Source organism: Streptomyces sp. NPDC050388, from assembly GCF_040655635.1.
In the GTDB taxonomy this organism is placed as follows: Bacteria; Actinomycetota; Actinomycetes; order Streptomycetales; family Streptomycetaceae; genus Streptomyces.
This window is the reverse complement of sequence record NZ_JBFAKH010000020.1, coordinates 61,229-85,014: the sequence shown is the minus strand read 5'-3', so window position 1 is coordinate 85,014 and position 23,786 is coordinate 61,229. Positions and strand designations below refer to the sequence as shown.

Genomic DNA, 23,786 nt, shown 5'->3' with positions numbered 1-23,786 from the left:
CCCGATGAGCCACCGGCCCGCCCGCCGTGCACGTCGCGCCTCCGCCTCTCCCCTGTTCACCCCGCACGGCACCGACCGGGCCGGCCGCAAGGCCGCCCGCCGCCGGCTCGCCGAAGCCTCGGCCAAAGCCCGTGCCGAAGCCGCCGGTCATGCGGCAGGCACGGCCCCCGCCGAGCACGAGACCCCGGCCCCCCTCTACCCGCCCAGCGGACGCCCCGGCCCCGCCTCGGCCCGCGGAAACCGGCTCAGGCTCCCCGCCCATCGCATGACCACCGCCATCGCCGCCGGGGCGTACCCCTTCCTCGCCGAAGGCGGGCTCGGCGCCGAGGGCATCTACATCGGCCGCGACGTGCACGCCGAAGCGTCGTTCGTTTTCGACCCGTTCGCGCTGTACGGGAAGGTCGAGGGCTTCACCAACCCAAACGTGCTGTTGGCCGGGGTGATCGGACAGGGCAAGAGCGCACTGGCCAAGAGCTTCGCACTCCGCTCCGTCGCCTTCGGCTACCGCGTCTACGTGCCCTGCGATCCCAAGGGCGAGTGGACTCCTGTGGCGCAGGCACTGGGCGGCATGTCCGTGGCCCTCGGCCCCGGACTGCCCGGCCGCCTCAACCCGTTGGACGCTGCCCCCCGGCCGGAGAGCATCTCCGAAGCCGACTGGATCGGCGAGATCCGCAAGCGTCGGCTGCTCCTGCTCGGCTCCCTGGCCCGCACCGTCCTCGGCCGGGACCTGCTGCCCATGGAGCACACCGCCCTGGACATCGCCCTCGACGCTGTCGTCACCCACGCCGCCCAGACCGGCCGTACCCCTCTCCTCGGCGACGTCGCCGCCGCCCTCAACAAACCCGAGCTACTCGACGAGGTCGCCGGTCTCCTGTCCGGACGGCTCGGGGACGCCGCACGCGACCTCGCCCACGCCATGCGCCGACTCGTCCACGGCGACCTGGCGGGCATGTTCGACGCGCCCTCCACCGTGCGCTTCGATCCCAGCTCCCCGATGCTCACCATCGACCTCTCGCGGCTGGGCGGATCCGGCGACGACACCGCCCTCGTCCTCGCCATGACCTGCGCCTCCGCCTGGATGGAATCCGCCCTCACCGACCCGCGCGGCGGCCGACGCTGGATCGTCTACGACGAAGCCTGGCGCCTCATGCGGCACCCGGGCCTGCTCCAGCGCATGCAGGCCCAGTGGAAACTCTCCCGCGGCCTGGGCATCGCCAACCTGATGGTCATCCACCGGCTGTCCGACCTGCTCACCGCCGGCGACGCCGGATCACAGGGCCGCGCCCTCGCGGAGGGGCTGCTCGCCGACTGCTCCACCCGGATCATCTACCGCCAGGAGACCGACCAACTCCACGCCGCAGCCACCCTCCTCGGCCTCACCTCCGTCGAAGCCGAAGCCATCGCCCACCTCAACCGCGGGCGCGGCCTGTGGAAGGTCGCCGGCCGGAGCTTCATCGTCCAACACCTCCTCCACGCCCACGAGCTGGCCCTCTTCGACACGGACGCCCGCATGCACTGACAAGCCGGTGCGTCCACGAACACCGATCCGCGCTCTCGGCCACTCATCCGCCCCACAACCGCCGACGGTTCCCGCCCTGGCCGATCACAGCCCCGCTACCTCCAGGAGGCCCACCTGTATCCGAGCCGCGCCAGTGCCTTCGCCACAGCACTCGCACCGCATCTGCCCGAAGGGTGGTGCCGCAAGTACATCGGGTTCCGGCTCCCCAGCGACCCTCCCCTGGCCGACCAGGTCTGGGACCGCGGCCCGACCCATTCGGCCCTGCTCGACCGGCCCGACACCCGTACGGGCTTCGTCGGAGGACCAGACGGCGAGGAACTCTGCGTGCTGGAGCGCCCCCGCCATCCCCATCAGTACCTGGTGGCTCCCCTGCGACCCGCCGAGTTCCGACCGCACCACTTCAGGGGAGCCGACGAGCCCAACGGAATCGCGGTCCCCGACGATCCGGCCCGTGCCGCAGCCGCCGTCAGCCGACGGGTCCTACCCCGCCTCCAAATCGCCCTGGCAGCCGTACGGCACAACGCAGCCGTCCAGCCCAAGCCTCCCCACCGGCCTGAGCCGCCGCAGGTGGCGCGCGTCGTCACCCTGACCTGGTACCAGGACGGCGCCCTCGGCACGCCGTACAACAGCGTCCCCGAGGACGCCCGCACGGACCTGTACGTGCTCGGCTTCCAGTACCACCCCCACCAGGCAGCGTTCCTGCTCCCTGCCGCGTACGGCGAGGACGGCCGCGACCTGCGCCTGCGAGCGCTGGTCCACCAGCTCGCCCAGAAGGGCATCGGCGTGAACCTCCGCCACACCCCCACGCCCGCCATCGCCACAACGCGCCCGGCCGCCCCCGTACCGACCAGCCCTTCGGTGACTGCCCACCGCCGGTGAGCCGACCGCTCACCGCGCCCTTACCGTCCCCAGCAAACAGGAGCCCCCATCCGCCCCGCCCGCCGCACTCTGCCCCTGATCACCGCCGCTGTCTGTCTCACTCTCGCCGCGACCGCCTGCTCCAACCACACGGACGGCACCACCCCGGCTGCCGCCGACCAGACGAAGGCACCCAGCGTCGCACCGAAGCCGGCCCCCGCGCTCACCCCGGCCGAGGCCCGTAACGCCATCGCCGCCTACTCAACGACGAACAACCTCGCCCACGCCAAGCGCGACCGCGCGCTCCTCGACTCCGTCGAGGGCGGCCCCCGGTACGCGATGTCGCTGGCCGGCTTCAAGGAAGACGACGCCCTGCCGAAAGCGGACCGCAAGCCGTACCGGCCGTGGTCGTACGACCTCACCGCAACCGACCTCTACATCCCGCGCCTGCAGCACGGGCAGCAGCGGTGGTTCGCCGCCATCACCCGGGCCGGCAGCAAGAAGCGGTACGCCCGTGTCCTGGTCCTGGCCGAAAACGCGAAGTCGAAGCGGTGGGAGATGGTCGCCACCGTCGACCTCGACACCCCCTCCCAGCTCCCGAAGATCATGCTGGACAAGGACGGCTACGCCACAGCGGTCGACTCAGCTTCCACGTCCCTGGCCACCCCCGTCGACCTGCTGCGCTCGGCCGTGATCGACAATTTCGCCACCGGAGGCGACCTCACCGGACGCAAGGTGCTGGCCCCCACCGAGGCCGCCAAGCGGCAGGTCAAGGTCCACCACGACACGATCCACAAGTTCGGCACCCGGGGCACCACCCAGTTCGCCTCCGCGGACACGAAGTTCCCCGACAGCTACGCGTTGAAGACCTCCACAGGCGCGCTCGTCGTCTTCTCCCACAACCACACCCAGCACGACGCCGTCGCCGCGCCGGGTCTGGAGATCGTGCCGGAGAAGCGGGACCGCGCCTGGCTCGGCACCAGCCCGAGTCCCGCCTTCACCTACACCTTCACCTGCTCGGACGTCGCCGCCGTCCCGACCACGCCCGAGCCGTCCCGTCTGCTGGGCTACGGATGCCGCCGCACGGACGCCAAGTCCAGCGGGCCCAGCGCCGCCGTCTAGGCCCGGACGGGTTTGTCCGATGTCGGTGCCGAGGAGATCGAGGAGGTGGAGTTGGACGCCACGAGTGATCTGGACAGTGGGTGGGTCGGTGATGTGGCCGATCCGCAGGGTGAGTTCGCCGAGGTGGTAGAAGATCATGCGGCCGGTCGGGCGGACCCGGCGGTTGTCGGGGTAGAGGCCGGCCATGGTCTGCTCGGGACCGAGGGCGCGTCTGACCTGCCGCTCGATCAGGCAGAACACCAGCAGGGCCAGGCAGATGACCTGGATCAGGGCGGCGACACGCCGGTTGTGCTGGACGAAGACCGGTGCGACCGCGAGGGGCCCTTTGAAGTCGTGGTAGCGGCGCTCGACCGCGCCTTGGCCCTTGTAGTGGATCAGGACCTGGCCGGGATCGGCCTGATCGGCCGGGATGCTGGTCAGCAACGCGTACCAGCCGTCGACCGCGGCTTCGCCGTCCAGGACGTCTTGGTCGAAGGACCAGGTCAGGGTGGGTGTGCCCCGCTCGTTCTCGGTGATGCTCCAGCGCAGGCAGGAGGTGACGCGGCGCCTGGCGGTGATGACACCGATCCGGGCAACGATCTTCTCCCGGGTCTTGTAGTGCCGCCCGCCTGCTGCGGCGGCGAGCTTGCCGAGGTCCTCGCCGGCCTTGGCCAGGCGTTTGTCCCGGGCCGCCTGCTGACCGGCCGCCACGGCGGTGGAGTGGACCAGGATCCGGCGCACGGTGAGCTCGGGATCCTTCTTCCTCGGCCCCTTCAGGGTGTGGGTGTCCTCCAGCACCCGGTACCTCTCGCGCCGCTCGGGCGGCTTGTCCGCGTCCCGGTCGGGCACCCAGTTCACGGCGGTGGCCCGGTCGAGGTCGAGGGCGGCGTAGACCTGGTCCTTGACCTGCGCGGCCGGTGCCGGTGCGACGAAGTGCACCCCGGAGGCCAGCAGCGCGGTGAGGTTGGCGTAGGACACCAGCTTGGAGTCGGCGACCATCAGGAAGTCGCGGGTGCCGGCCATCGTGCGCAGGTCCTTCATCGCGCCGACGACCTGGCTGACCTCGGCCGCCGGTCCGTCGAAGACGCGGGCGTGGAGCGGGATGCCACCGTCGGCCGTCACCGCGAGCCCGGCCTGGACCTGTTTCAGGTCCACCCGCCGGTCCTTGGGATGCCCGTAATTGATGACCGGGAAGTCCTCGTCCTGGCCCTCGACCGGATAGTCCCCGTGCACGGACATGCTGGTCATGTCCCAGTGCAGCCGGGACACGTCGATGCCGAACTCGCCGATCGCCCGCGCGCCGACCGTCCCGGCGATGTGCTCCAGATGCGGGGCGATCGCGTCCAGGGCACGGGCGAGACGGTCGTCGTTGAGCAGGCCCGCCTCGATGCCGAAGACCTCCTCCACCGCCCAGGTCCGGGCCCAGTCACCGACCCGCACCAACGGCGCGGGCGCGGTCAGCCGGTTGGCCACCAACGCCTCGATCACCTGCCCGTGCGTCACGTGCGCACTCGCGCCACCAGGGCACACCGCATCGACGATCCCGGCCAGATCCAGCCGACGAGTGAACTCGGAAACGACAGGCAGAGCGCCCAGACGTTTCTCCACCACGGACGTCACCGCTACTTCGAAGCGCTGGCGCTGGGACCGTGGCCGCGGGGACCGGGAAGACTTCGACACACCCCACCCAACGCCACACCCCGGTCCGGGGACACCCCCGGACCGGTCACACCATACGAATCAACGACCCGCGAAGTACGGGTCTAGGAGACCGCATGCACCATCCCGACTTCGAGCTGTACGACAACGTCGGCCGCGACGCCGAACAGATCGCCGTCGCGCACTTCGGCATCGCCACCCGCGACGACCTGCTGCGCTGGGCGAAGCGGGACGCCGAGCCCTTCCTGGCCGAACACCCGCTGCCGGACGAGCCCCGGCCCAGCCCGGACCTGGCCCCCTACCTCGCCGCACTTGGCGCCGCCCAGACGCCCGCCGAGGTCAGCGCCGTCACCCAGCATCTGCTGGACGCCGCCGAACCCGTGCTCCGCGCTGTGAGCGACTACCTCGTCGCCGCCGCCCAGTGGCGCGGCCAGAACCACGGAGCGGAGAAGGGCTCGCCGCCCAAGCTGCTGATGGAAGCGGCCGGCCGCAGCCTGTCCGTGCTGGCCATCGCGGACGAAGCCGACCTTGCCCTCCTGCACGCCGAGTACGACCCCGCACCAGCACCGCCGAAGACACCCGCCTCCGGCCGCCCCCAGGCACCGTCCGGTCTGCCCCCGGCCCCACCGCCCACCCCGCGCACCGGGCCCGCACCCGGCCGGTAGCCGCTTGACGCCCCGGGAAGCCCACCCTGTCCACCCGCTCGTTCACCGCCCGCACCGAGCTGGTGCGCGCGGCCTCGACGGGCGGCCTCGTCCACGACAAGGACTACTTGGTGGCGGCCGTCCACATCACCAGCCCCGCCTCCGGAATCCTGCGACCGCTGCCGGCCCGCCGCTCCCCCAAGCACTCCCACGCGGCCCACACGCGCCCCGCCGCTGCCCCCTCCCCTGCCCACCGTAAGGAGCTCTCCTCTTTGGATCCTGACACGCACTTCATCTTCGGCACCCACAACGATCACGGCTTCGTCGCCTCCGCCACCACCTCGATGCCCGCTCACCTGGCCCACTGGTTCCTCGTACGGGAGCAGTTCGAACCCGTACCCGGTGAGCCGGGCCTGTACCGGCTCACCGACCCCGAGCATGACGGGCCGCGCCGCACTCGGCAGGCCGCCCGAGACCTGCGCCGCCACGGCTACGCCGTGCACGTCGACGCCGGCATCGCCCTTGCACCGGCCAACCCGCCACGCCCGCACCGACCGAACGGACTTACCGAACGCCGCAACCGCATCGCCCGGGCCGCCGCCAGCCAGTCATCGCAGCGCCGCGCGGCGCCGACGACCTCGCCGCCGTCCGCACGTCCCATCCCGCCGAAGCCCACCTACGCGCCGACCGTTCACCTGACCGCTTCCGCAACCGGACGGTCCCGGTGAGCCCCGGCGCCGAGCCGATCCGCATCATCCGCGGGCCAGGGGGCGAAGTCGAAGCCGAAGGCCGCTTCGACTCCCTCGCCGCGGACATCCTGCGCCACGCCGGCTTTCTCTTCGAGCCAGCCCTGCGCGGCCACTGGATCCGGCTCCCCTTCGACATGGGACGCGACTGGGAGAACCAGCACGCAACCTGGACCGCGGAGATGCTCACCGCCGCCCGCTACCGAGTACATCTCGCTCTCGACCTGCGTCCAGGCGCCCCCGAGTCGTCGAGGCCACTCACACCGGCCATGACGGCGCAGGCTCCGCCTGGGCGACGGCCGCGCCGCTGACACCGACCACCAGGAGGATCCGATCCCGGACACACTCTTGCCCGACACCGCGCAACTTGCCACCCGAGCACGTGACTTCCGGTTGTGCATGGCGATCATCGATCGGCAGACGGAGACCGCACTCGACGCGGTCCGCGACGGCTATGGCCGTACGGGAGATCACGGGGCCAGGTCGCTACCGAACCTTTCACCCGGGTGGCGAACACTCCGCAGGCCGGGCAGGCCCTTGCGGTCTCATCGGCCGTGTCCAGATGGCCCCGGCGCCTTCCGGCGCCAGCCGCTCGACCCGCGCAACGGACACCCCGTCGAGGTCGAGCAGCAACGTCGTATCGTTGAGCAAGCCCGTGGCTCTTGCATGATCGTTCTGTGTAGAGAACAGAAATGATCACGCTGGATCGCGGGCGCCCTGCATCCAGGGGGCGCGAGTCCGCCGATCCATCACGCACGGTGACGCCACCTCAGCAACGAGGGCGGGTGCACCACTCAAGTTCGAAAACCCGTCTTCGCTCTCCTACTTCTGACGCATCCCGCGAGCGCGCCAGTCCAGCGCACATCAGTGGTTAAGTACGGCCCGCAGATCGCCCGTTCACTTGATGGTCGAAGCGCCGCTGACCTGGCCGACGTTGCCTGTGAGATCGCTCGCAGCCGCCTAGCCACGATGGGGTCTGTGACGAGCGGTACGATCCCCACAGGCACAGCCTTCGGTATCGACGTGGCGATCAATTACCTTCTCACCTCCGTGAATAGGCATGTCTGAGAGGGCCAGTCAATTTCAACGAGGTGTGAGCACGCTCGAAGCGGGTTGCACGGTGAACCGACGGGCGTGTATCAACTTGTTGGTCAACAGCCGGGGGTGTCGGTGTGAGCCGATCATGGGCAAGGCGATTACTGTCTTTTGCCGGTGTCCTGCTTGTCGTCTCAGTGGGTTGCGAGGGACCCGCCGCTTCACCAGAGAAGGCGTCGCCGAGTCCTAGCCAGCCGCGACCTTCAGAGAGTGTGTCAAAACCTGCGCCACCTCTTCCGCCGCCGAGCCGTGGCGCTGCGAACAAGCCGCCGCGGTCGAAACCTTCGCCAACTTGGGGAACTCAGTCCGGCCCTCGCTACATCGGCTCCGTCGGCGATCGCCCCATCCGGCCTGCGCCAGAACTCCCCGGCGCCCAGAACGCGGCTGGCGCTCGGTTCGAAATCAGTGACGGCTGGATAGCAAAGCTGCGGATCACGAAGGCTGGGTCTCACGAACGTGTTCAATGCTATACACGGCCCTACGGAACGTCGGGTAAGAGCCGCGTCTGGGTGTACACGATAACTAGCCGTCCCGGGCTCAACGAATACGGCCTACCGCGACGCGGCATGTTTCTCCAGATAGAACGTGTGCCCGTCGGGAGCGGCGGCAAGGGCTGGCAGACGTCACTATCTGCTTCGTGGCAGTCCCCTGGTGACCACCGTTTCTCAATATACGAGAGCAACAACGTCGACGGGTTCGACGCTGCCGCAAGCAGACCCAGCACGATCCGGATGCGAGTAAGCGCCGACCATCATCGGCTGAGTTTCGCGGCAGCTAGTACCGCTTTGCCGCAGATGACAAGTGATCAGCCGATTACCGGAGTGACGGTACAGGGAACTGTGGTTTGTCCCAGCTCCTAACTAATTAGGGATCACCTCGATGCCACCTCGGGGAGATTGCGTGCTTGATCCCAACCGGTCGAAGCAACTGATTCCAGCAGCACCGCGTCACTGACCGGATGGTTGCCGCTGCTCACCCACCCTCCCCGGTCCGCACGCGGCCACCGCAGCGGTCGTCCTGCCCGACGCGTTCCTCACCGTCGTCGCCTACGCCTACGGAAGCACGAACACCCTCGCCCCCACGGACCGCACCAGCGAGGCATACACGTGGCTGATCCTCTCAATCGGCGTCGGACGGGCTGCCGGCACCGCGCTCGCCGGACGCCTCGCCGACCACGCCATCGCCATCGCCGCGCTCCCCGCCGCCGCCTTCGCTCTCACCGCCCTGCTCCTCGTCCATCCCGGCCAGGCCCCCGCCCGCCGCGGTCGGCACCACCGCGAACACGCCTGAGCAGGCACCCAACTTCCCGTCTTCGCACGTCTTCAAGGAAATTCATTTATGGCTGTCCGTACGCAGTGGACCGTCGAGCACCCCTGTGGCCACTCGATCGTCCATGATCTGTCCGACCGTCCCGCAGACCGGAGGTCCGGCTTCGCCCGTTGGCTCGCCGTCAGGGACTGCACCGACTGCTGGAAGTCGGCGCGCGATGCCGACACCGACTCCAAGGAGCAGTGGCTCGCCGCCAAGCGCGCCGACGAGCAGCAGGCCGCCGCCGAGTGGGCCGAGAAGTTCGACATGCCGCCGCTGGAGGGTCCGGAGCGGACTCTGGACTGGGGCGAGCGGTCCCGTCACCAGCTGATGACGGCCGCGCACACCGCGCTGGTCGTCGAGGGCACCTGGAACGAGGCGGACTGGGCGGAACTGGAGGAGAAGGCACGAGCGATCACTCGGGCCGCATGGTGGATCGACCAGAGGGACGCAGAGGGCTCTGACCTGCTCGAACTCCTCGACGCGGCAGGTGAGGCGGACCGCGGGACGGAGAACCCGTTCCGCTGACAGGACCGGAACATAGCCGGGGATCGCCGGTTAGCCAAACCGGCGATCCTCCGGACTATTTATCCTCCCGCCGCTACCCGCTCCGCGTGGAAGGACCTGCATGATCCCACCGTCCTGGACGCCTCCGCCGACTCCGGCCTTCGCGCCGACGCCCGACCCGCTCACCCCTGCGCGGGACATCACCCACCAGCACTTCCAGGCCGGCGACCAGGTCGTCGTCATCAAAGGGGTCACCGACGGGGAGCTGTGGGGAGATTCGATGCGCATCGTCGCCCCGTCCTGGCACACCCCGACTGACGAGGAGGGATGGCGGCTGCGCGACGCCACCGGAGGCGCCCAGACCTACATCACCGCCCATCCCCGCTACCTCGTGCACCTCTCGCGCCGCTGTCCGGACTGCCTGATCTACCTGCGCGCCATGGAGGACCGTCTCCTGGCGAAGCACACCGGGCGTAACACACTGATCGACTGCGGCTGGTACACCACCACGGCCCTCGGTCAGCTCGTGCACATCGCCGATGCCCGGGGCGGCCGGTGAGTCTCCCCGTCCGCCGCTCCGGCCGCGCCTTCGCCCGCAGTCAAAGCAGCGGCACGCCATTCACCGTAGGGGAAACGCTTCTTTGCCTCGTGCCGACCGCTTCCTGACCGTGCGCCGCGATCCGCACTCCGAGGAGGTCCTCGCCCGCGGCGGCGATCTGGAGGCACCCAGCATCCTCCAGAGAGCCGGGCTCGTACCCATCGTCCACGAGACCTACCACCGCGCCCCGGCTCACCTCGCCCACGACGAGGAAATCCGCATCGGCACCGGACGCGAACACTCCGCCGTGTGCGCCTGCCCGCACCCGCCGCGCACGGTTCCGGCCCCGCCGCCCCATGTGGCCGCCGGGCTGCGTCACTGACCCCACTCGCCCAAGGACCCCATGCACGACCACCACAACTCCGAGCGCCTCGCCTCATACGCCGACGTCCTCGCCGGTGAACTCCCCGGCGCCTGGACCAGCGCCTACCACCCGCCCGAGAACAAGGACGACCTCGCCGAACTTGCCGACCGGGTCTGGGACCTGGACCTCGTCGCCGAGTCCCTCGCCGAGCACCCTCTCCAGCAGGCAGCCGTCCTGAGCCGCACGGACGGCGCCCAGCTCGTCATTTTCGACCGGCACGACGAACGCGACGGATACCTCATCGCCGCCGTCGCCCCCCACGAGCTCCCCGCCGAGACATACCACGGAGTACGCGAGCCCAACGGCATCGCGCTGACGGACGACCCCTTCCTGAGCGCCGAGCAGGTCGCCGGCGACCTGCTCGCCCGCTACGACACCGCGCTCGCCCGGGTCCGCCACAACGCCGTGGCCGGCGTCCAGCCGTCCCAGCCGGAACGGGTCGTCCTGACCTGGCAGCAGGACGGCTGTCTCGCCGCCGCGCCCGTCGGCGAGACAGCCGTCGCCGTCCTTGTGGCCAACGGCTTCGTCCAGGACAAGCAGACCGGTATCTACCGCCTCAGCGGAGACGACACCACAGCACAGGCCCGCGCCGTGCGCGAGACCGGTCGCCAACTCAACGCGCACGGCATCAACACCGCGCTCCAGCACCCGTCGGGCCGGATCGCGCCCACCGCCACCCCGGCCGCGATGCCGCCCGCCCCGGCCGCCTCCTCCTCGCGCCCCGCACGGTCCCGGCGCACCCCGTAAGGCCGCCCGCACCGCACCGCCCGACCCATCGGAGAAACCCGTAGCACCCCGCACGCCCCCACCGATCTCCCACCGCATCAAGCCCCGCCTCACGACGGCCCTGTTCCGCCGCTATCTGCGCGCCTGTATCCCCACCGGTCCGGACCGCGCCTGCCTGCTGGCCGGTGCACGCCCGGAGGCCGTTCTCGCTGAGTCGCAGCGGACCGGGCACCGCCACCACCACTGACCATCCCCGACCCGGAGGAGCATGTCCCACCCCACCTCGTACCCGGTGCGGCTGGCCGACGAGATCACCCGCCAGCTCGGCCGGCTCGCCGACCATCTCGCCCAACTGCCCCCGCGTGAGGCCACGCAGGTCATCGCCCGCATCCTCGACCCGGACGACGGAGTCCTCGGCGGCGTCACCCACCTCGTAGCCACTGGCAGCGTGTTCGCCAAGGTCCAGGCCGAGCGGGGAGCGCTGCCGGCAGAAGTGTGGCTCGCCCTCGGCCGGGCCTCGAACGAACTCGACGCCCTCGGCGGGGACCTGGATGAACACCGCGAGACCCTCCGGCACGTCGGCACACAGCCCGCCACCACGGCAGCGAAGCCGCCGGCCCCCGCTCCGCTCGTCGTCCGGCGGCGCCGGTGAAGAGTAAGCAATGGCAGGGCTGGGGGCCGGGCGAGCAGGCCCAGCAGCACTACCTCATCGAGCCCCGCGCCCTCGCAGGCGGCGGCGACGTCCGGCACGTCTCGGAATTCCTGCGCGCCTCCGGCTGGCGGGACAAGTCCAAGGCAGGCGGCCCCCTCTCCATGGAGAGCCCGGACCGAACGGTCCGCATCACCTACGACCCCTACGTCCTGCCAGGCGGATGGACGATCCACGGCACCGCGAACGGGCACCAGGACGAGTGGTGGGCGCATCTCGGCCGGCAGACGCCGGTGGAAATCGTCGCCGGTCTCACCGACGCCCTCACCCGACCCCGCTCCGCACATGCCCCCAACGTGTGGGCGCCGCTGAAGGAGCAGCACTGGCGCACACCGCCCAACGCCGAGCACGTCACCGCCACCAGCCCCGACGGCAGCGCCTGGATGCAGTACCACCAGACCCCCGACGGCGAGGCGATGTGGTGGTCCGGAGCGAAGGACCAGCAAGGCAACGGCTGGACCGCCCAGTTCACACCCAGCACCCCGATGCACCTCGTACAAGCCTTCTCGACCGCTCTCGCCAGCCCCGATCCGGTGATGCGCCCACTCGGCCGTGTTCCGCACAGCGCACGGATCCAGACCACGTCCGTTTCCGTCCTGCCCTCCCAGCTCAGCGCCTGGCAGCAGGCCCGGATCACGGCCGCCCGCGCCGCCACCTGGGCCCGCAACACCGCCCGAAGCGCTCGGCCGCGCACCACGGCCCGCCCCCACGCCCACGCGGGCGGCACCCGAGCCCGCCGCTGACCCCCGACGCCGACCACCCGAGGATCCCCATGCCGGCACTCACCCCGGACACCATCCGCACCGCGACCGAGACCCTGTCCCGCCTCACCGACTACCTGCGCGACACCCCCGATCCGGACGAGGCGCTCGCCCTCGTCGAGCCGCTGCTCGACGAGTACGCGGGTCTCCCCGTCCAGCTCGCCGACGTCCTGCGCGCCCTCGCCCGCGCCGTACAGGAACACCCGGACACCCCCCGCAGCGCCGAAGCCGACCTCCTGATCATGGAGTTGCGCACCGCCGCGTGGGAACAGGCCGACCAGCACGCCCTCCACTACGTCCTCGACGACCTCCGCGCCCTGTACGACAGCGCCCCCGCAACCGAGCCGGGGGGCGGCTGGTGCCGGTGAGTGAGCGGCAGCTCGCCGCCTTCGCAGACAAGCACGCCTGGCAGATCCCGTTCGACACCAGCCCCCGTCACCTCGCCGGCCCCGGTGACGCCCGCCACGTCACCCACGGCCTCGCCACCGCCGGATGGACCCGTACGTCCGACCCGCTCAGCCCCGAAATCATGCTGCGCAGCCCAGACCACCGGCTCACCCTCCAGCTCGACCCGCAGTCCCCCACCTCCGCGTGGTGGCGGCTGCGGGCCGAGCCCACCGACACCGAGCCGGGCTGGTACGCCGAATTCGGCGAACTCGTCCCCGCCGAAATCCTCGGCCACCTCACCGACGCCCTCACCGCCCCGCCGCCCACCCAGCGACCGGCCCCGTTCCAGGTCCTGAAGTCAGCCGGATGGCTGCTGGCCCCAGCGACCACAGCCCACTCCCCCGACGGCATGTGCCATGTAGAACAGCGACCCGACCAGGAAGACGCCCGCGTGTCGTCCTGGCACATCGAGACCCGCGAGCCGGGCTACGGCACGCCGATGGGCCCCCAGATCTGGCACGCCTGGTTCGCCGGCCGCGCCCCCGAGCACCTCGTAGGCGCCTTCATCACCGCACTCGCCGACACCGCCCCACTCCAGCGCGCCATGTTCGACCGCACCGCCCACCACAGCGTCGTGCAGAAGCCCAGCCCGCTCACCCCCGAGCAGGTCGTCGCAGCACACACCGCCCGGCTCGACACCGTCCGCGCGCAGGCCCGCGCCGCCCGCCGCCAGCAACGGCCGAGTCTCGCCACGGCCCCGGCGACGACCGGCATCGCCCGTCCGGCCAAGCGCCGCTGACCCTGATTGGACCCCCACCATCTCCTTCGATCACATCGCTCACCGCGAGTTCCTGCAGCACGTCGACGACTACGTCCGCGCCAGCAAGAAGATCCTCGACGCCTGGGACGCCTACTCCGACGAGCACACCGACCTTGACGGCTGGCCGCACGACGACCACGCCTACGGGCTCCGCCAGAGCCGGCGCGACGCCGACACCGCCGAAGCGTTCGAGAACATCCGCGTCGGCGCCCGCCACCTATTGGCCACGGCTGACATGCAGCTCAGGAACATGCCTGCCGACGCGGTGCAGAACCACTGGGGGTACCAGCTCGGCGTCCTGCACGCCGCGCTCGACCGCCTCGACGCCCTGCACGAGGAATGGCTGCTCACCCGCGACGATCTCCCCGCCGAAGCCCGGCCCGGCACCCCCGTCTTCGACGACGCCGAGGCTGAGTACCACGCCGAATCCTGGAGTTACCTCGACGACTGGGCCATCCACGGCTCCGTCCTACGAGAGATCAACACAGCAGCGAGGCACAACTCCTCGCCCCTGGCTCCGTCACCGACCGCGACCGCCGTCCCCGCGCTCGGCCGGACCACTTCGGTACGGAGGTGACCGTGCCCCCCGACACCCGAAACCGTCGAGGTTGAGTTCATCGCCCCGCGGCACCTGGCCGGCGGAGATCCCGCCGGATCACCGTCCCCTCCACCACGCGTCCGGCTGGAGTTACGGCCACGACTCCCTGATGCCGCGCGTCATCCTCTCCGGCTCCGACCAGAAAGCTCTCCTTCGCCTCGAGCGCGACCCGGACGGCCAGTGGTGGGCTCTCCGCCACGCTCGCCTCCCGACCGGTGTGGCAGGCCCGGTTCGGTGAACACACGCCGACGCACCTGATCGCCGCGTTCACCGCCGCGCTCGCCGATCCGAGCCCCTTGCCGCGCACCAGCAGTCCGCTCAGCATCCCGCCCCGCAACCCGAATCTCGTGACCCGCACCCACCGGGAACTACCCGCCGTGCAGATCGCCTCCGCACTGGAAGAACGCGTCCACACCCTCTCTACGCGCCGCGCCAACCCGCCAGCGAGCCCGAGCGCCCTGCGACGGCCGCCGGCCAGGAACGGCCGCAGCCGCTGACTCCTCCGTCCCCGCCCGGAAGCACGTAGCCCCTTTGTCCCCTTCTTCCAATAGCTCCAGCGACGGGTACGACATCGCGTTCCGGCTCCTCCTCGGAGTCCTCGCCGTCGTCGTCCCCCTCTCGAACCTCGCCTGGCTGTCCGGCAACATCACCGCCTGCCTCACCGGCCTTCCGTGGGTGCCGTACCAGCCGACCGCCGCCCTGCTCCACCCCGACCAGCTCTGGCCCAACGCCGGAGAAACGTCCCTGCTCATCGGCACCCGCATCGTTCCCGTCGCCGTCCTCCTCGCCCTCGGCACCGCAGCCGGCGTCCTGTGGGCTCGGCACAAGAACCGCGGCGGCGGCCGGAAGAGGATCACCGGCATGGCCAAGGCCCGGGACATCGAGCCGCTCCTGGCGAAGGCGATCGAGGCCAAGGCACGATCCCTGCGCCCGAGCCTGAAGACCGCCAAGCGCATCGATGCGAGGGACACCGGCATCCTCCTCGGCAACCTCCAGGGGACACAGCACGAGGTCCGCATGGGGTACGAGGACGTCGCCGTCGCGATCATGGCCCCGCGATCGGGGAAGACCACCAGCCTGGCGATCCCCTCCATCCTCGCCGCACCCGGACCCGTCCTCCTGACCTCGAACAAAGCGGCGGGGGACGCCTACACGGCGACGCTCGAGGCCCGGGCGGAGGTAGGGCGGGTGTGGTCGATGGACCCGCAGCAGATCGCCCACGCCGCCCGCGAGATGTGGTGGAATCCCCTCGCCAGCGCGAAGACCCTGGACGGCGCCAACAGGCTGGCCGGCCACTTCCTCGCCGCCTCGGTGGACGCCTCGCAGCAGGGGGACTTCTGGTCCAAGGCCGGCAGCAACATCCTGAGCCAGCTGCTCCTGGCCGCCGCACTCGACGAGCGGCCGATCACCGACATCATGCAGTGGCTCGCCTTCCCCGCCGACCGCACCCCGCTCGACATCCTCCGCGACCATGATTTCGCCGCCGTCGCCGCCCAGCTCAAGGGAACCGTCGAGGGGCCGCCCGAGACGCGGGATGGCATTTACGAGACGGCCCGCCAGTACGCCGCCGCCCTGCTCAACGCGGAGATCGCCGCGTGGGTGACGCCGCAGAAGGACGTCGCCGAGTTCCGGCCGTCGGAGTTCGTCACCTCCACCGACACCCTCTACCTACTCAGCAAGGACGGCGGAGGCGGAGCTTCGGCGTTGATCGCGGCGTGCGCGGACGCGGTGATGCGGGCCGCGACCGCACAGGCCGAGCGTGCCGGGGGACGTCTGGACCCGCCGGCCCTCGCGATCCTCGACGAGGCCGCCAACGTGTGCAAGATCAGCGACCTTCCGGACCTGTACTCCCACCTCGGCAGCCGCGGAATCATCCCCATCACGATCCTCCAGTCCTACCGCCAGGGCCAGAAGGTCTGGGGAGACGCCGGCATGGACGCCATGTGGTCCGCCTCGACCGTGAAGGTGATCGGCAGCGGGATCGATGATCCGGATTTCGCGGACAAGCTCAGCAAGCTGATCGGCGACCACGACGTGGAGACCACGTCCACCTCGCACTCCGAGTCCGGGAAGTCGACCTCCGTGTCCATGCGGCAGGAGCGGATCCTGCCCGCCGACGCCATCCGCGCCCTCCCCAAGGGCACCGCCCTGTGCTTCGCCACCGGCATGCGGGCCGCCATGCTCGACCTGCGCCCCTGGTACCTGGAGCCCGGCGCCGACGAACTGTCCGCCTCCTCCGCCCGCGCCTCGAAGGCCATCACCGCCCGTGCCGTCGCCAAACACGCTCCCCAGCAAGACGACCACGGCACCGCCGCGTAGTTCTCCGCCGCCGCTCAGGACGAGGACCAGCAGCTCATCGACTGGAGCCTCGTCGGCCTCGGAATTACCACCACCTCACCCGCAGCAGCACGTACAGCGGTCAACGCCCCGTCCCCGATCCCCAGCGTGCAGCCGCGCCAAGGACACGCCGACCGCGACCGGCTCAACGACGGGATCGGCACAGAACCCGGTGAAAGCCACCGCCTGCTTCCTTCGAGCCTCAGTCGGCGTCGCTGAGCGGCACGCCCTCAGGCCGACCTGGGCCGCGTCTTTCCTCCCCTGTTTCCCTACTGCACAAGGATGTTCTGCCATCAGCCCCCACGTCCCTGCCCCTACCAGCACGCACCGCATCCGTCTGCCCGATGGAGCGGAGATAGCGGCCTACCTCGACGGGCCGGCCGACGCACCCGTCACCGTCGTTCTGGTTCACGGGCTGTCCGTCACCGCCGATCTGTGGCGCCTGCACACTCAGCAGCTCACCGACCGCAACCTGCGGGTCGTGCGTTACGACCAGCGCGCGCATGGGCGGTCCACTCGGGGAACCGCGCTGATCACACTTGAGGGTCTCGCCGACGACCTGGCCCACGTCATCGACCGCCTTGTCCCGCATGGCCCGCTGGTGCTCGCCGGACACTCGATGGGCGGCATGATCCTGCAGACCCTGACGACGCTGCGTCCCGACCTGCTGCCCCGCTTCCACGGACTGCTACTGATCTCCACCCCCGACGGACCCGTCACCACCCGCCCACAACCCGGACTCCGCACCCGCATCCGCGGCTGGGGCCGCGACCTGCTCGTGACCGCCTGCACCCGCGCCCCCTCGGCCATGGATGCCGTGCGGCGCCGCCTACCGCACTCCAGTCCCTGGGCCCTGCTCGACACGAAACCCCGCTCCGGTGACACCGACTCCCCTCTCCCGTGCCGGCGCGGCCTGCACCGCACCGCCACCCGCGACATCGCCTCCTTCTGGCAGCCGCTGGCCACCAGCGGCTCTCGCCCCATCGCCGGACTGCTGGCCCTCGGCCCGCGCCTGACCCTGCTGGCGGGCACCGCCGACGCCCACGTACCCGCCGACCACACCCGAGCCCTCGCCCACCGTGTTCCCCAGGCGCAGTTCGTCCTGGCCGAACAGGCCACCCACACGCTGCCCGTCCGCCACCCCCAGCTGATCGTCGACATCCTCGCCTGCCTCGCCTCCCAGGCCGCACTCCAGCATCCTCACCCGTCCCAGGAGGGCTGCCCCCGGCAGACCGCGCGTTCTCTTCACCACCATCCGGCCACTGGCCCAGCCGTCGAAAGGATCCATGCCCAGCCCTCTTGAGTCCCTCCAGGCCGTGCTGCGCCAACCCCACCGCGCGCTCGCCACGTTCCTTCCCGCCGGCCTTCACCACACCGCTGCCGCGAGCGCCGAAACATCATGGCACTCGCCGAGGCGGGCGCCGACCTGTTCGAGATCGGCCTGCCCCGCCACTCTCCGTGCCTCGACGACCCCCGCATCCAGGCCGCATACCGCCGCGCCCTCCAAGACGGGCATGCCCTCGACCGCACCCTCCGCTCGGTCCAGCACACTGCCAGCCTCCGCCCGACCGTGGTCATGACCTACTGGGAACCCATCGCCCACTACGGCTCCGAGCGAGGGGTGCGCCTGTTCGCCGACGCTGCCGGGTGATGGTCGTCGACCTCCCCGGCGACGCGGCACCTGGAAGCAGCTCACCACCGCGGTTGGCCTGGCCGCCCCGCGTCTCGCCTCGCGCACAGCGACAGACCGGCAGCTCGCCACAATCCAACAGGCCGCGTCTGGTTGGCTCTACGCCCCCGCCAGCACCGGCATGACCGGATACCGCGGCCCCCTCGATCACCCGGCGCTGTTCGCGGCAGTAGGGCGCCCGCGCTCGACCAGCACGCTCCCCTGCCGTCTCCGGTGTCGGCATCTCCACCCGCACCTCGCCGCCACGGTGGTCCCGCTGGTCGACGCCGTGGTGATCGACACCCCCGTCGTCCGCGCCCTCGACCAAGGCGCCGACGAAGCACACCAGCGTCGCCGCCTTCACCCAAGCGCTCCATGCGGCACGGGGCTGACCGACCCCCTCCCACCACCAGGATCTCCCATTTCACCTTCCCCGATCCCGCAGTTCCGCGCCATATCCCTCGGCGCGGGCGTCCAATCCAGCGCCATGCTCGCCCTCTCCGCCGAAGGGATCCTCCCAAAGGTCGACTACGCGATCTTCGCCGATACCGGCTGGGAGCCGCGCGCCGTATACGCCCACCTCGACCGGCTCGAAAAGGAAGTAGCCGCACCAGCCGGAATACCCGTACTGCGGGTCACCGCCGGAAACATTCGCGACGACGCCCTCGACCCGAATCACCGATTCGCTTCCATGCCTCTCTACATTTTGAATCAGGACGGCAAGCAAGGCATGACCCGGCGCCAGTGCACAGTTATCTGCACCTCTTCTCCTCGTTGATCGCGGTGTCGGTCATCGCGATCAAGGAGAGTGAAGTGGATCTACGTCACGAACTGATGGAGGGTCGGGCCCAGCTGCCCCACGCTGGTTCCGTGGTGGAAACCGGTGAGGCCCACCCTCCCTTCATCGTCATCGACGGTCTCGGACGCGAGGTAGAGCCGGTCACCGCGTACCTGCGCGACCTGGCGCTGAGCGACAGCAGTCCGCTGACTGCCCGTAGCTACGGGTTCGGGATGCTGCGCTGGTTCCGGCTGCTGTGGCTGCTCGATGTGGCCTGGGAACGGGCAACCGAGGCGGAGACCGCCGTCCTGACCGGCTGGCTGCGTACGGCCCCGAACCCGCAGCGTCGTCGGCGCAACCCGCAGTCGCCGCCTCCGGGAACGGTCAATCCGCGGACCGGGAAGCCGTACCTCGGCCCTGGGTACGCACCCACGACGATCAACCACGCCCTGTCTGTGGTGAGCGGCTTCTACGCGTTCCACGCGCACTACGGACGAGGTCCGGTGGCGAACCCGGTGCCCATCTCGCCACAGCGACGCCGGGCCTTGAGTCACCTGAGCCCGCTGGCGCCCAGACCGGTGTTGGGCCGGGCCAGGCTGCGCCAGAAGGTGACCGGTCGGCCTCCGCGCTCCATCCCCGACCCGCTGTGGGACGAGCTGTTCGCCGCGATGGGCTGCGAGCGGGATCGAGCCCTGCTCGACTGCTACGTCTCCAGCGGCGCCCGGGCGGAGGAGCTGCTCGGTGTCGGCACCGACGATATCCACTGGGCCAAGCCGGGCCTCTACGTCATCACCAAGGGCACCCGGGAACGCGAGCTCGTGCCGATCTCACCGGAGGCATGTGTCCGACTGGCCCGCTACCTGGACAGCACCGGCACCCCAGAGGCTGGCGAGCCCGTCTGGCGGACCCGGCACGGTGAAGACCGGCCTCTGACCTACTGGGCTATGCGTCGAGTGGTGCAGCGGGCCCAGCAGAACCTGCGCACGAACTGGACGCTTCACGACCTGCGCCACACCGCGGCCCACCGGATGGCCAACAGCGGCAAGCTCACGCTGCCCGAGGTCCAGGCGGTGCTGCGCCATGCGAACATCCAGACCACCAGCCGCTACCTGGCGGTGCGGGTCGAGGAGATCTTCGACGCCCTACTGGAGCACTACAACCAGCCGCGCCCCCAGGTGAGTTACCCGACCGGCTACGCCGCCGACGACATCGCGGCGGTGTTCGGTGCCTAAGACCGCCGCGAGCCCCACCACCGGCGTCAGCCGCCGCCACGGCCCGATCGCCGAGGGCCTGGACTACCCCAGCCGCTTCGTCGGCGGCCCGATGACAGCCGAGCCGGCCACCGCCGCCATGCCACCCCGCCCGTTCGGCGACCTCTCCCGCAGCAGCTCGCGGTCGATCGCGAAGCTGGTCGTCGACACCTGGGACGGAGGTACGTCAACGCGACAGCAGCGCGGCCAGGCCGCCGGGCTCCTCCTGGACTACCTGGCCGGTTACCCCGGCCTGACCTGGCAGGAACGGTGGGACGCCAGCCCTGTCGGGCAAGGACTGGCCGACGTCAACGACCTGGAGTGCCGCCGCAGCCCCAGCGTCAAACTCACCACCGGCCTGCGAGCCCTGATCTGCCTGCGCGTCATCCAACCGTCCCTGGTGGCCTTCCGGCGCCACCACATGACCGGCTTCGCAGCCCACTTCATCTCCGCCCAGAGCGATCCGCTGCTGGACGAGTTCGCCAAGCAGGTCGAGGTGCACCAGCACACCTACGCGCACCGCACCGAGGCCCTGTTCGACCTGTGCGTTCTGCTCGCCGTTCAGGGGGTCGCGCTGAGCGACGTCACGGCTCCCGCGCTGCTGCACTTCGCGCAGGAGAACCGGCGGGCCTGGTCGGTGGTGGACCCCGGGAACAAGGCCGGGAACCGGCTCCGTGGCCAAGGCGTGTGGCACGTGCTCCACGCCACGGGCCACCTTCCACCGACCGTTCCGGCGACGATGCGCGCTGCTCTCATGCGGGGCCAGAAGAGCGTCGAGGAGCTCGTCGATCACTACCCGATCCGCAACCAGGCCGTTCGCGGGCTGTTGATCGACTACTTCACGCGGCGCCGCGCGGACACCGACTACGCCACCTTGAAGAACCTGGTCCTGCACCTGGCCCACCACTTCTGGGAGAAGATCGAACGCCTCAACCCCGACCAGGCTGACCTGCGGATCTCCCCGGAGATCTACACCGCCTGGCGGCAGATGATCGCCGTCAAGGACAACGGTGCTCCGCGCGCCGGAGCAGACAGCCTGGTCATCTCAGTCCGCAGCTTCTACTACGACCTGCACACCTGGGCCGCTCAGGAACCCGAGCGGTGGGCTACGTGGGTCGCTCCCTGCCCGGTCCCACCCTTCGACCTGCACGGGCTCGGCGCTCGCCGTCGACGGATCAACGAACGCAGCGCCGACCGCACGCGCCAGCGTCAGCCGCTGCTGCCGGTACTCGTCGAGCACGTCGAGTCCCGCTACGACCACTTCCGCCAGCTTCTGCAACTCGCCGAGGAAGCGGCCGAGGGAGAGTCGTTCACGTTCGCCGGCACCAGCTACACACGCGTGCTGAGCGAAACCGACCGCAAGCTCAGCCGTCACACAGCACCGATCCCGCCGCGTCTGCGCAACAACGACAGCGGCGAGATGGTCCACATCGCCGCCGAAGAGGAAACCACCTTCTGGGACTGGGCAGCGGTGGAGACGCTGCGGCACTCCGGCGTCCGCGTCGAGGAGCTGTGCGAACTCACCCACCTGAGCATCCGCCAGTACCAGCGGCCCGGTGGCGAGGTCATCGCACTGCTGGTCATCGCACCTTCGAAGACCGACCGCGAACGCGTGATCCCGATGTCCGCCGAGCTCTTCCACGTGATCGCCTCGATCATCCGCCGACACGCTCGCACCGGCCGGCCGATCCCGCTCGTGACTCGCTACGACCCGCACGACAAGGTCTGGAGTCCGCCGATGCCGTTCCTGTTCCAGCGACAGAACGGCACGGTTCCCGCGGTCTTCAACGTCGGCACGATCCAGAAGATGATCGAGCGGCGCTGCCTCGCCCTCGCCGAAGTGCACCCCGGCTTCAAGGGACTGAAGTTCACCCCGCACGACTTCCGCCGGATCTTCATCACCGAACTCGTCAACAGCGGCCTGCCGATCCACATCGGCGCGGCCCTGCTCGGGCACCTGAATGTCCAGACCACTCGCGGCTACGTCGCGGTGTTCGACGAAGACGTCATCCGCCACTACCAGGAGCACCTGGAACACCGGCGCCAGATCCGTCCCACCGACGAATACCGGGACACCACCTCAGACGAGTGGACCGAGTTCGAGGAGCACTTCGACCGCCGCAAGGTCGAGCTCGGATCCTGCGGACGCCCCTACGGCACCCCTTGCCAGCACGAACACGCCTGCATCCGCTGCCCCATGCTCCACGTCAATCCCAAGATGCTCGCCCGGCTCTCCGAGCTCGAAGCCGACCTCCTGCAACGCAGGACGCAGGCCGAGACCGAAGGCTGGATCGGTGAGATCGAGGGCATCGACCTCACCCTCACCTTCCTCCGCGCGAAGCGCGACGAGACCCAACGCCGAGCCCAGCGACCAGCCGTCCACCTCGGCATCCCCGCACGCCGCCGTCCGCAGGAGTCCGAATGACGACCCCCAGACCGATGCCTCGAAGCAACGAGCTGTCACCGAAGGATGACGCTCACACCCCGTTCCTCGAAGATCTCCAGGAGCAGGTCGAACAGCACAAGCTCGCGATCACCGGCGGGCACGCGCTCTGCCAACCGCGTCCGAGCCTCGGCCGAGGAGTCCCAGTGCAAGGTGAACGGAGTCGTCGCGCCCCAGCCGCCTCTCAGACAGTCGTCCAGAGCGTCCAGGTTCCAGCCGAAGTACCCACCGGGGCCGTTGATGGCCTCACCGATCGCGCAGTAGAAGGTGTCCCTGTCATTGATGTGTCGGCCGTCCAAGGTGAACACCTGACCTGCAGGCGCATCGGGCTTCCCCCGGCGTTGGTACTCCCGGGACCACAGGGCCACCGACAGCCACGCGTGTCGGTCCTCGGGCGCGAGTTCGTGCCACATTCCGGTGTGGTTCAAGTGACCGCTGCGGATCAGCTCCCACAGTCGTTCCGCTCCGGGCAGGGCGTTCTCGCACCAGAGCGTCACCGTGAGGTCCACGAGGTCGGCGCTGCGGGCGGAGGGCTTGACGTCGATGACGGTGACCTCGTTGACAAAGTAGGACCCCATGGTGGCACCGTCACCGTCGAGGAGCTCGAACCAGGCGTTCCCCGCCACGGCACGACGACTGCCGACGTGGTCAACGCACCTCACTAGGCCGCCCTGCGGGAGGCAACCCGCAAGGTGCACTCGGCGCGCTCCTTCCTCCTCCGGCAGGGGCGTGAACAGCCCCTCGGCCTCGTGAGCGAAGCCCCAGAAATCGCTGTCGTCCTCATCCGAGGTCAGCGCGTACTTCTGCCCCTCGCCGCCCAGCCCCGATGTTCGCATCGCACCCCCATGAGAGCGCTGATCTTACCGACGTCGGGGATCTGCCCGGCGGCCGCCAGCGCCGTCACCACCC

23 protein-coding genes and 1 pseudogene are annotated in these 23,786 nt (G+C 70.0%); 21 read left to right on the top strand and 3 right to left on the bottom strand.

Translation table 11 applies throughout. From position 1 onward, the window contains the following. The first annotated feature begins 4 nt into the window (after positions 1-4). Both AB0I73_RS14270 and AB0I73_RS14265 read left to right on the top strand, forming a co-directional pair. Positions 5-1,519: an ATP-binding protein gene (locus AB0I73_RS14270; protein WP_363037094.1), complete on the top strand. Its 1,515-nt coding sequence runs from the start codon at positions 5-7 to the stop codon at positions 1,517-1,519. A 324-nt stretch (positions 1,520-1,843) separates the two neighbouring features. Beyond that, positions 1,844-2,398: a hypothetical protein gene (locus AB0I73_RS14265; RefSeq protein WP_363037092.1), complete on the top strand. Its 555-nt coding sequence runs from the start codon at positions 1,844-1,846 to the stop codon at positions 2,396-2,398. Positions 2,399-3,019: 621 nt separating this feature from the next. Here the strand turns inward: AB0I73_RS14265 and AB0I73_RS14260 are convergent. Beyond that, positions 3,020-5,086 (bottom strand): IS1634 family transposase, encoded by a 2,067-nt coding sequence (locus AB0I73_RS14260; RefSeq protein WP_363037160.1) that lies wholly within the window; start codon positions 5,084-5,086, stop codon positions 3,020-3,022. A gap of 167 nt (positions 5,087-5,253) precedes the next feature. On the opposite strand from AB0I73_RS14260, the gene AB0I73_RS14255 reads away from it, so the two are divergent. From AB0I73_RS14255 to AB0I73_RS14245, 3 genes are all read left to right on the top strand, one after another. Next, positions 5,254-5,802, top strand: a complete 549-nt coding sequence (locus AB0I73_RS14255; protein ID WP_363037090.1) for a hypothetical protein — start codon at positions 5,254-5,256, stop codon at positions 5,800-5,802. 251 nt (positions 5,803-6,053) lie between these two features. Next, the gene (locus AB0I73_RS14250; RefSeq protein WP_363037158.1) at positions 6,054-6,509 is read left to right on the top strand and encodes a hypothetical protein; all 456 of its coding nucleotides are present in this window, start codon (positions 6,054-6,056) and stop codon (positions 6,507-6,509) included. Continuing rightward, positions 6,506-6,838: a hypothetical protein gene (locus AB0I73_RS14245; RefSeq protein WP_363037088.1), complete on the top strand. Its 333-nt coding sequence runs from the start codon at positions 6,506-6,508 to the stop codon at positions 6,836-6,838. The genes AB0I73_RS14250 and AB0I73_RS14245 overlap by 4 nt, the downstream gene beginning before the upstream one ends. 1,903 nt (positions 6,839-8,741) lie before the next feature. Here the strand turns inward: AB0I73_RS14245 and AB0I73_RS14240 are convergent. Beyond that, the gene (locus AB0I73_RS14240) at positions 8,742-8,948 is read right to left on the bottom strand and encodes a hypothetical protein (RefSeq protein WP_363037086.1); all 207 of its coding nucleotides are present in this window, start codon (positions 8,946-8,948) and stop codon (positions 8,742-8,744) included. A gap of 12 nt (positions 8,949-8,960) precedes the next feature. On the opposite strand from AB0I73_RS14240, the gene AB0I73_RS14235 reads away from it, so the two are divergent. From AB0I73_RS14235 to AB0I73_RS14160, 16 genes and pseudogenes are all read left to right on the top strand, one after another. After that, a complete protein-coding gene (locus tag AB0I73_RS14235) occupies positions 8,961-9,458 on the top strand; it encodes a hypothetical protein (RefSeq protein ID WP_363037084.1) in 498 nt (165 codons plus the stop codon). 100 nt (positions 9,459-9,558) lie between these two features. Next, positions 9,559-9,996, top strand: coding sequence for a hypothetical protein (locus AB0I73_RS14230; protein WP_363037082.1), 438 nt, complete (start codon positions 9,559-9,561; stop codon positions 9,994-9,996). Positions 9,997-10,078: 82 nt separating this feature from the next. Then, positions 10,079-10,357 (top strand): hypothetical protein, encoded by a 279-nt coding sequence (locus AB0I73_RS14225; RefSeq protein WP_363037080.1) that lies wholly within the window; start codon positions 10,079-10,081, stop codon positions 10,355-10,357. Positions 10,358-10,378: 21 nt separating this feature from the next. After that, positions 10,379-11,146, top strand: coding sequence for a hypothetical protein (locus tag AB0I73_RS14220; RefSeq protein WP_363037078.1), 768 nt, complete (start codon positions 10,379-10,381; stop codon positions 11,144-11,146). 247 nt (positions 11,147-11,393) lie between these two features. Further along, positions 11,394-11,777: a hypothetical protein gene (locus AB0I73_RS14215; protein ID WP_363037076.1), complete on the top strand. Its 384-nt coding sequence runs from the start codon at positions 11,394-11,396 to the stop codon at positions 11,775-11,777. Next, a complete protein-coding gene (locus AB0I73_RS14210) occupies positions 11,774-12,577 on the top strand; it encodes a DUF317 domain-containing protein (protein ID WP_363037074.1) in 804 nt (267 codons plus the stop codon). Before AB0I73_RS14215 ends, AB0I73_RS14210 begins: the two co-directional genes overlap by 4 nt. 29 nt (positions 12,578-12,606) lie before the next feature. Then, positions 12,607-12,963, top strand: coding sequence for a hypothetical protein (locus AB0I73_RS14205; RefSeq protein WP_363037072.1), 357 nt, complete (start codon positions 12,607-12,609; stop codon positions 12,961-12,963). Continuing rightward, positions 12,954-13,781 carry a DUF317 domain-containing protein gene (locus tag AB0I73_RS14200; protein ID WP_363037070.1) on the top strand — a complete coding sequence of 276 codons (828 nt, stop codon included), beginning with the start codon at positions 12,954-12,956 and terminating at the stop codon, positions 13,779-13,781. Before AB0I73_RS14205 ends, AB0I73_RS14200 begins: the two co-directional genes overlap by 10 nt. A 256-nt stretch (positions 13,782-14,037) precedes the next feature. Beyond that, positions 14,038-14,379: a hypothetical protein gene (locus tag AB0I73_RS14195; RefSeq protein ID WP_363037069.1), complete on the top strand. Its 342-nt coding sequence runs from the start codon at positions 14,038-14,040 to the stop codon at positions 14,377-14,379. A 236-nt stretch (positions 14,380-14,615) separates the two neighbouring features. Next, the gene (locus AB0I73_RS14190) at positions 14,616-14,897 is read left to right on the top strand and encodes a DUF317 domain-containing protein (protein ID WP_363037067.1); all 282 of its coding nucleotides are present in this window, start codon (positions 14,616-14,618) and stop codon (positions 14,895-14,897) included. Between the two features lie 34 nt (positions 14,898-14,931). Continuing rightward, complete coding sequence (locus AB0I73_RS14185) at positions 14,932-16,719, top strand: TraM recognition domain-containing protein (RefSeq protein WP_363037065.1); 1,788 nt, start codon at positions 14,932-14,934, stop codon at positions 16,717-16,719. After that, positions 16,667-18,040 (top strand): alpha/beta hydrolase, encoded by a 1,374-nt coding sequence (locus AB0I73_RS14180; protein ID WP_363037063.1) that lies wholly within the window; start codon positions 16,667-16,669, stop codon positions 18,038-18,040. Before AB0I73_RS14185 ends, AB0I73_RS14180 begins: the two co-directional genes overlap by 53 nt. 96 nt (positions 18,041-18,136) lie before the next feature. After that, positions 18,137-18,388: a tryptophan synthase subunit alpha gene (locus AB0I73_RS14175; protein ID WP_363037061.1), complete on the top strand. Its 252-nt coding sequence runs from the start codon at positions 18,137-18,139 to the stop codon at positions 18,386-18,388. Between the two features lie 505 nt (positions 18,389-18,893). Next, positions 18,894-19,157: pseudogene (locus AB0I73_RS14170) on the top strand (hypothetical protein); the annotation flags it as partial. A gap of 62 nt (positions 19,158-19,219) precedes the next feature. After that, the gene (locus AB0I73_RS14165) at positions 19,220-20,416 is read left to right on the top strand and encodes a site-specific integrase (RefSeq protein ID WP_363037156.1); all 1,197 of its coding nucleotides are present in this window, start codon (positions 19,220-19,222) and stop codon (positions 20,414-20,416) included. Continuing rightward, positions 20,409-22,859, top strand: a complete 2,451-nt coding sequence (locus AB0I73_RS14160; RefSeq protein ID WP_363037059.1) for a site-specific integrase — start codon at positions 20,409-20,411, stop codon at positions 22,857-22,859. The genes AB0I73_RS14165 and AB0I73_RS14160 overlap by 8 nt, the downstream gene beginning before the upstream one ends. 35 nt (positions 22,860-22,894) lie before the next feature. Here AB0I73_RS14160 and AB0I73_RS14155 read toward each other — a convergent pair whose 3' ends face one another. After that, positions 22,895-23,713, bottom strand: coding sequence for a barstar family protein (locus AB0I73_RS14155; RefSeq protein ID WP_363037057.1), 819 nt, complete (start codon positions 23,711-23,713; stop codon positions 22,895-22,897). Between the last annotated feature and the right edge of the window lie 73 nt (positions 23,714-23,786).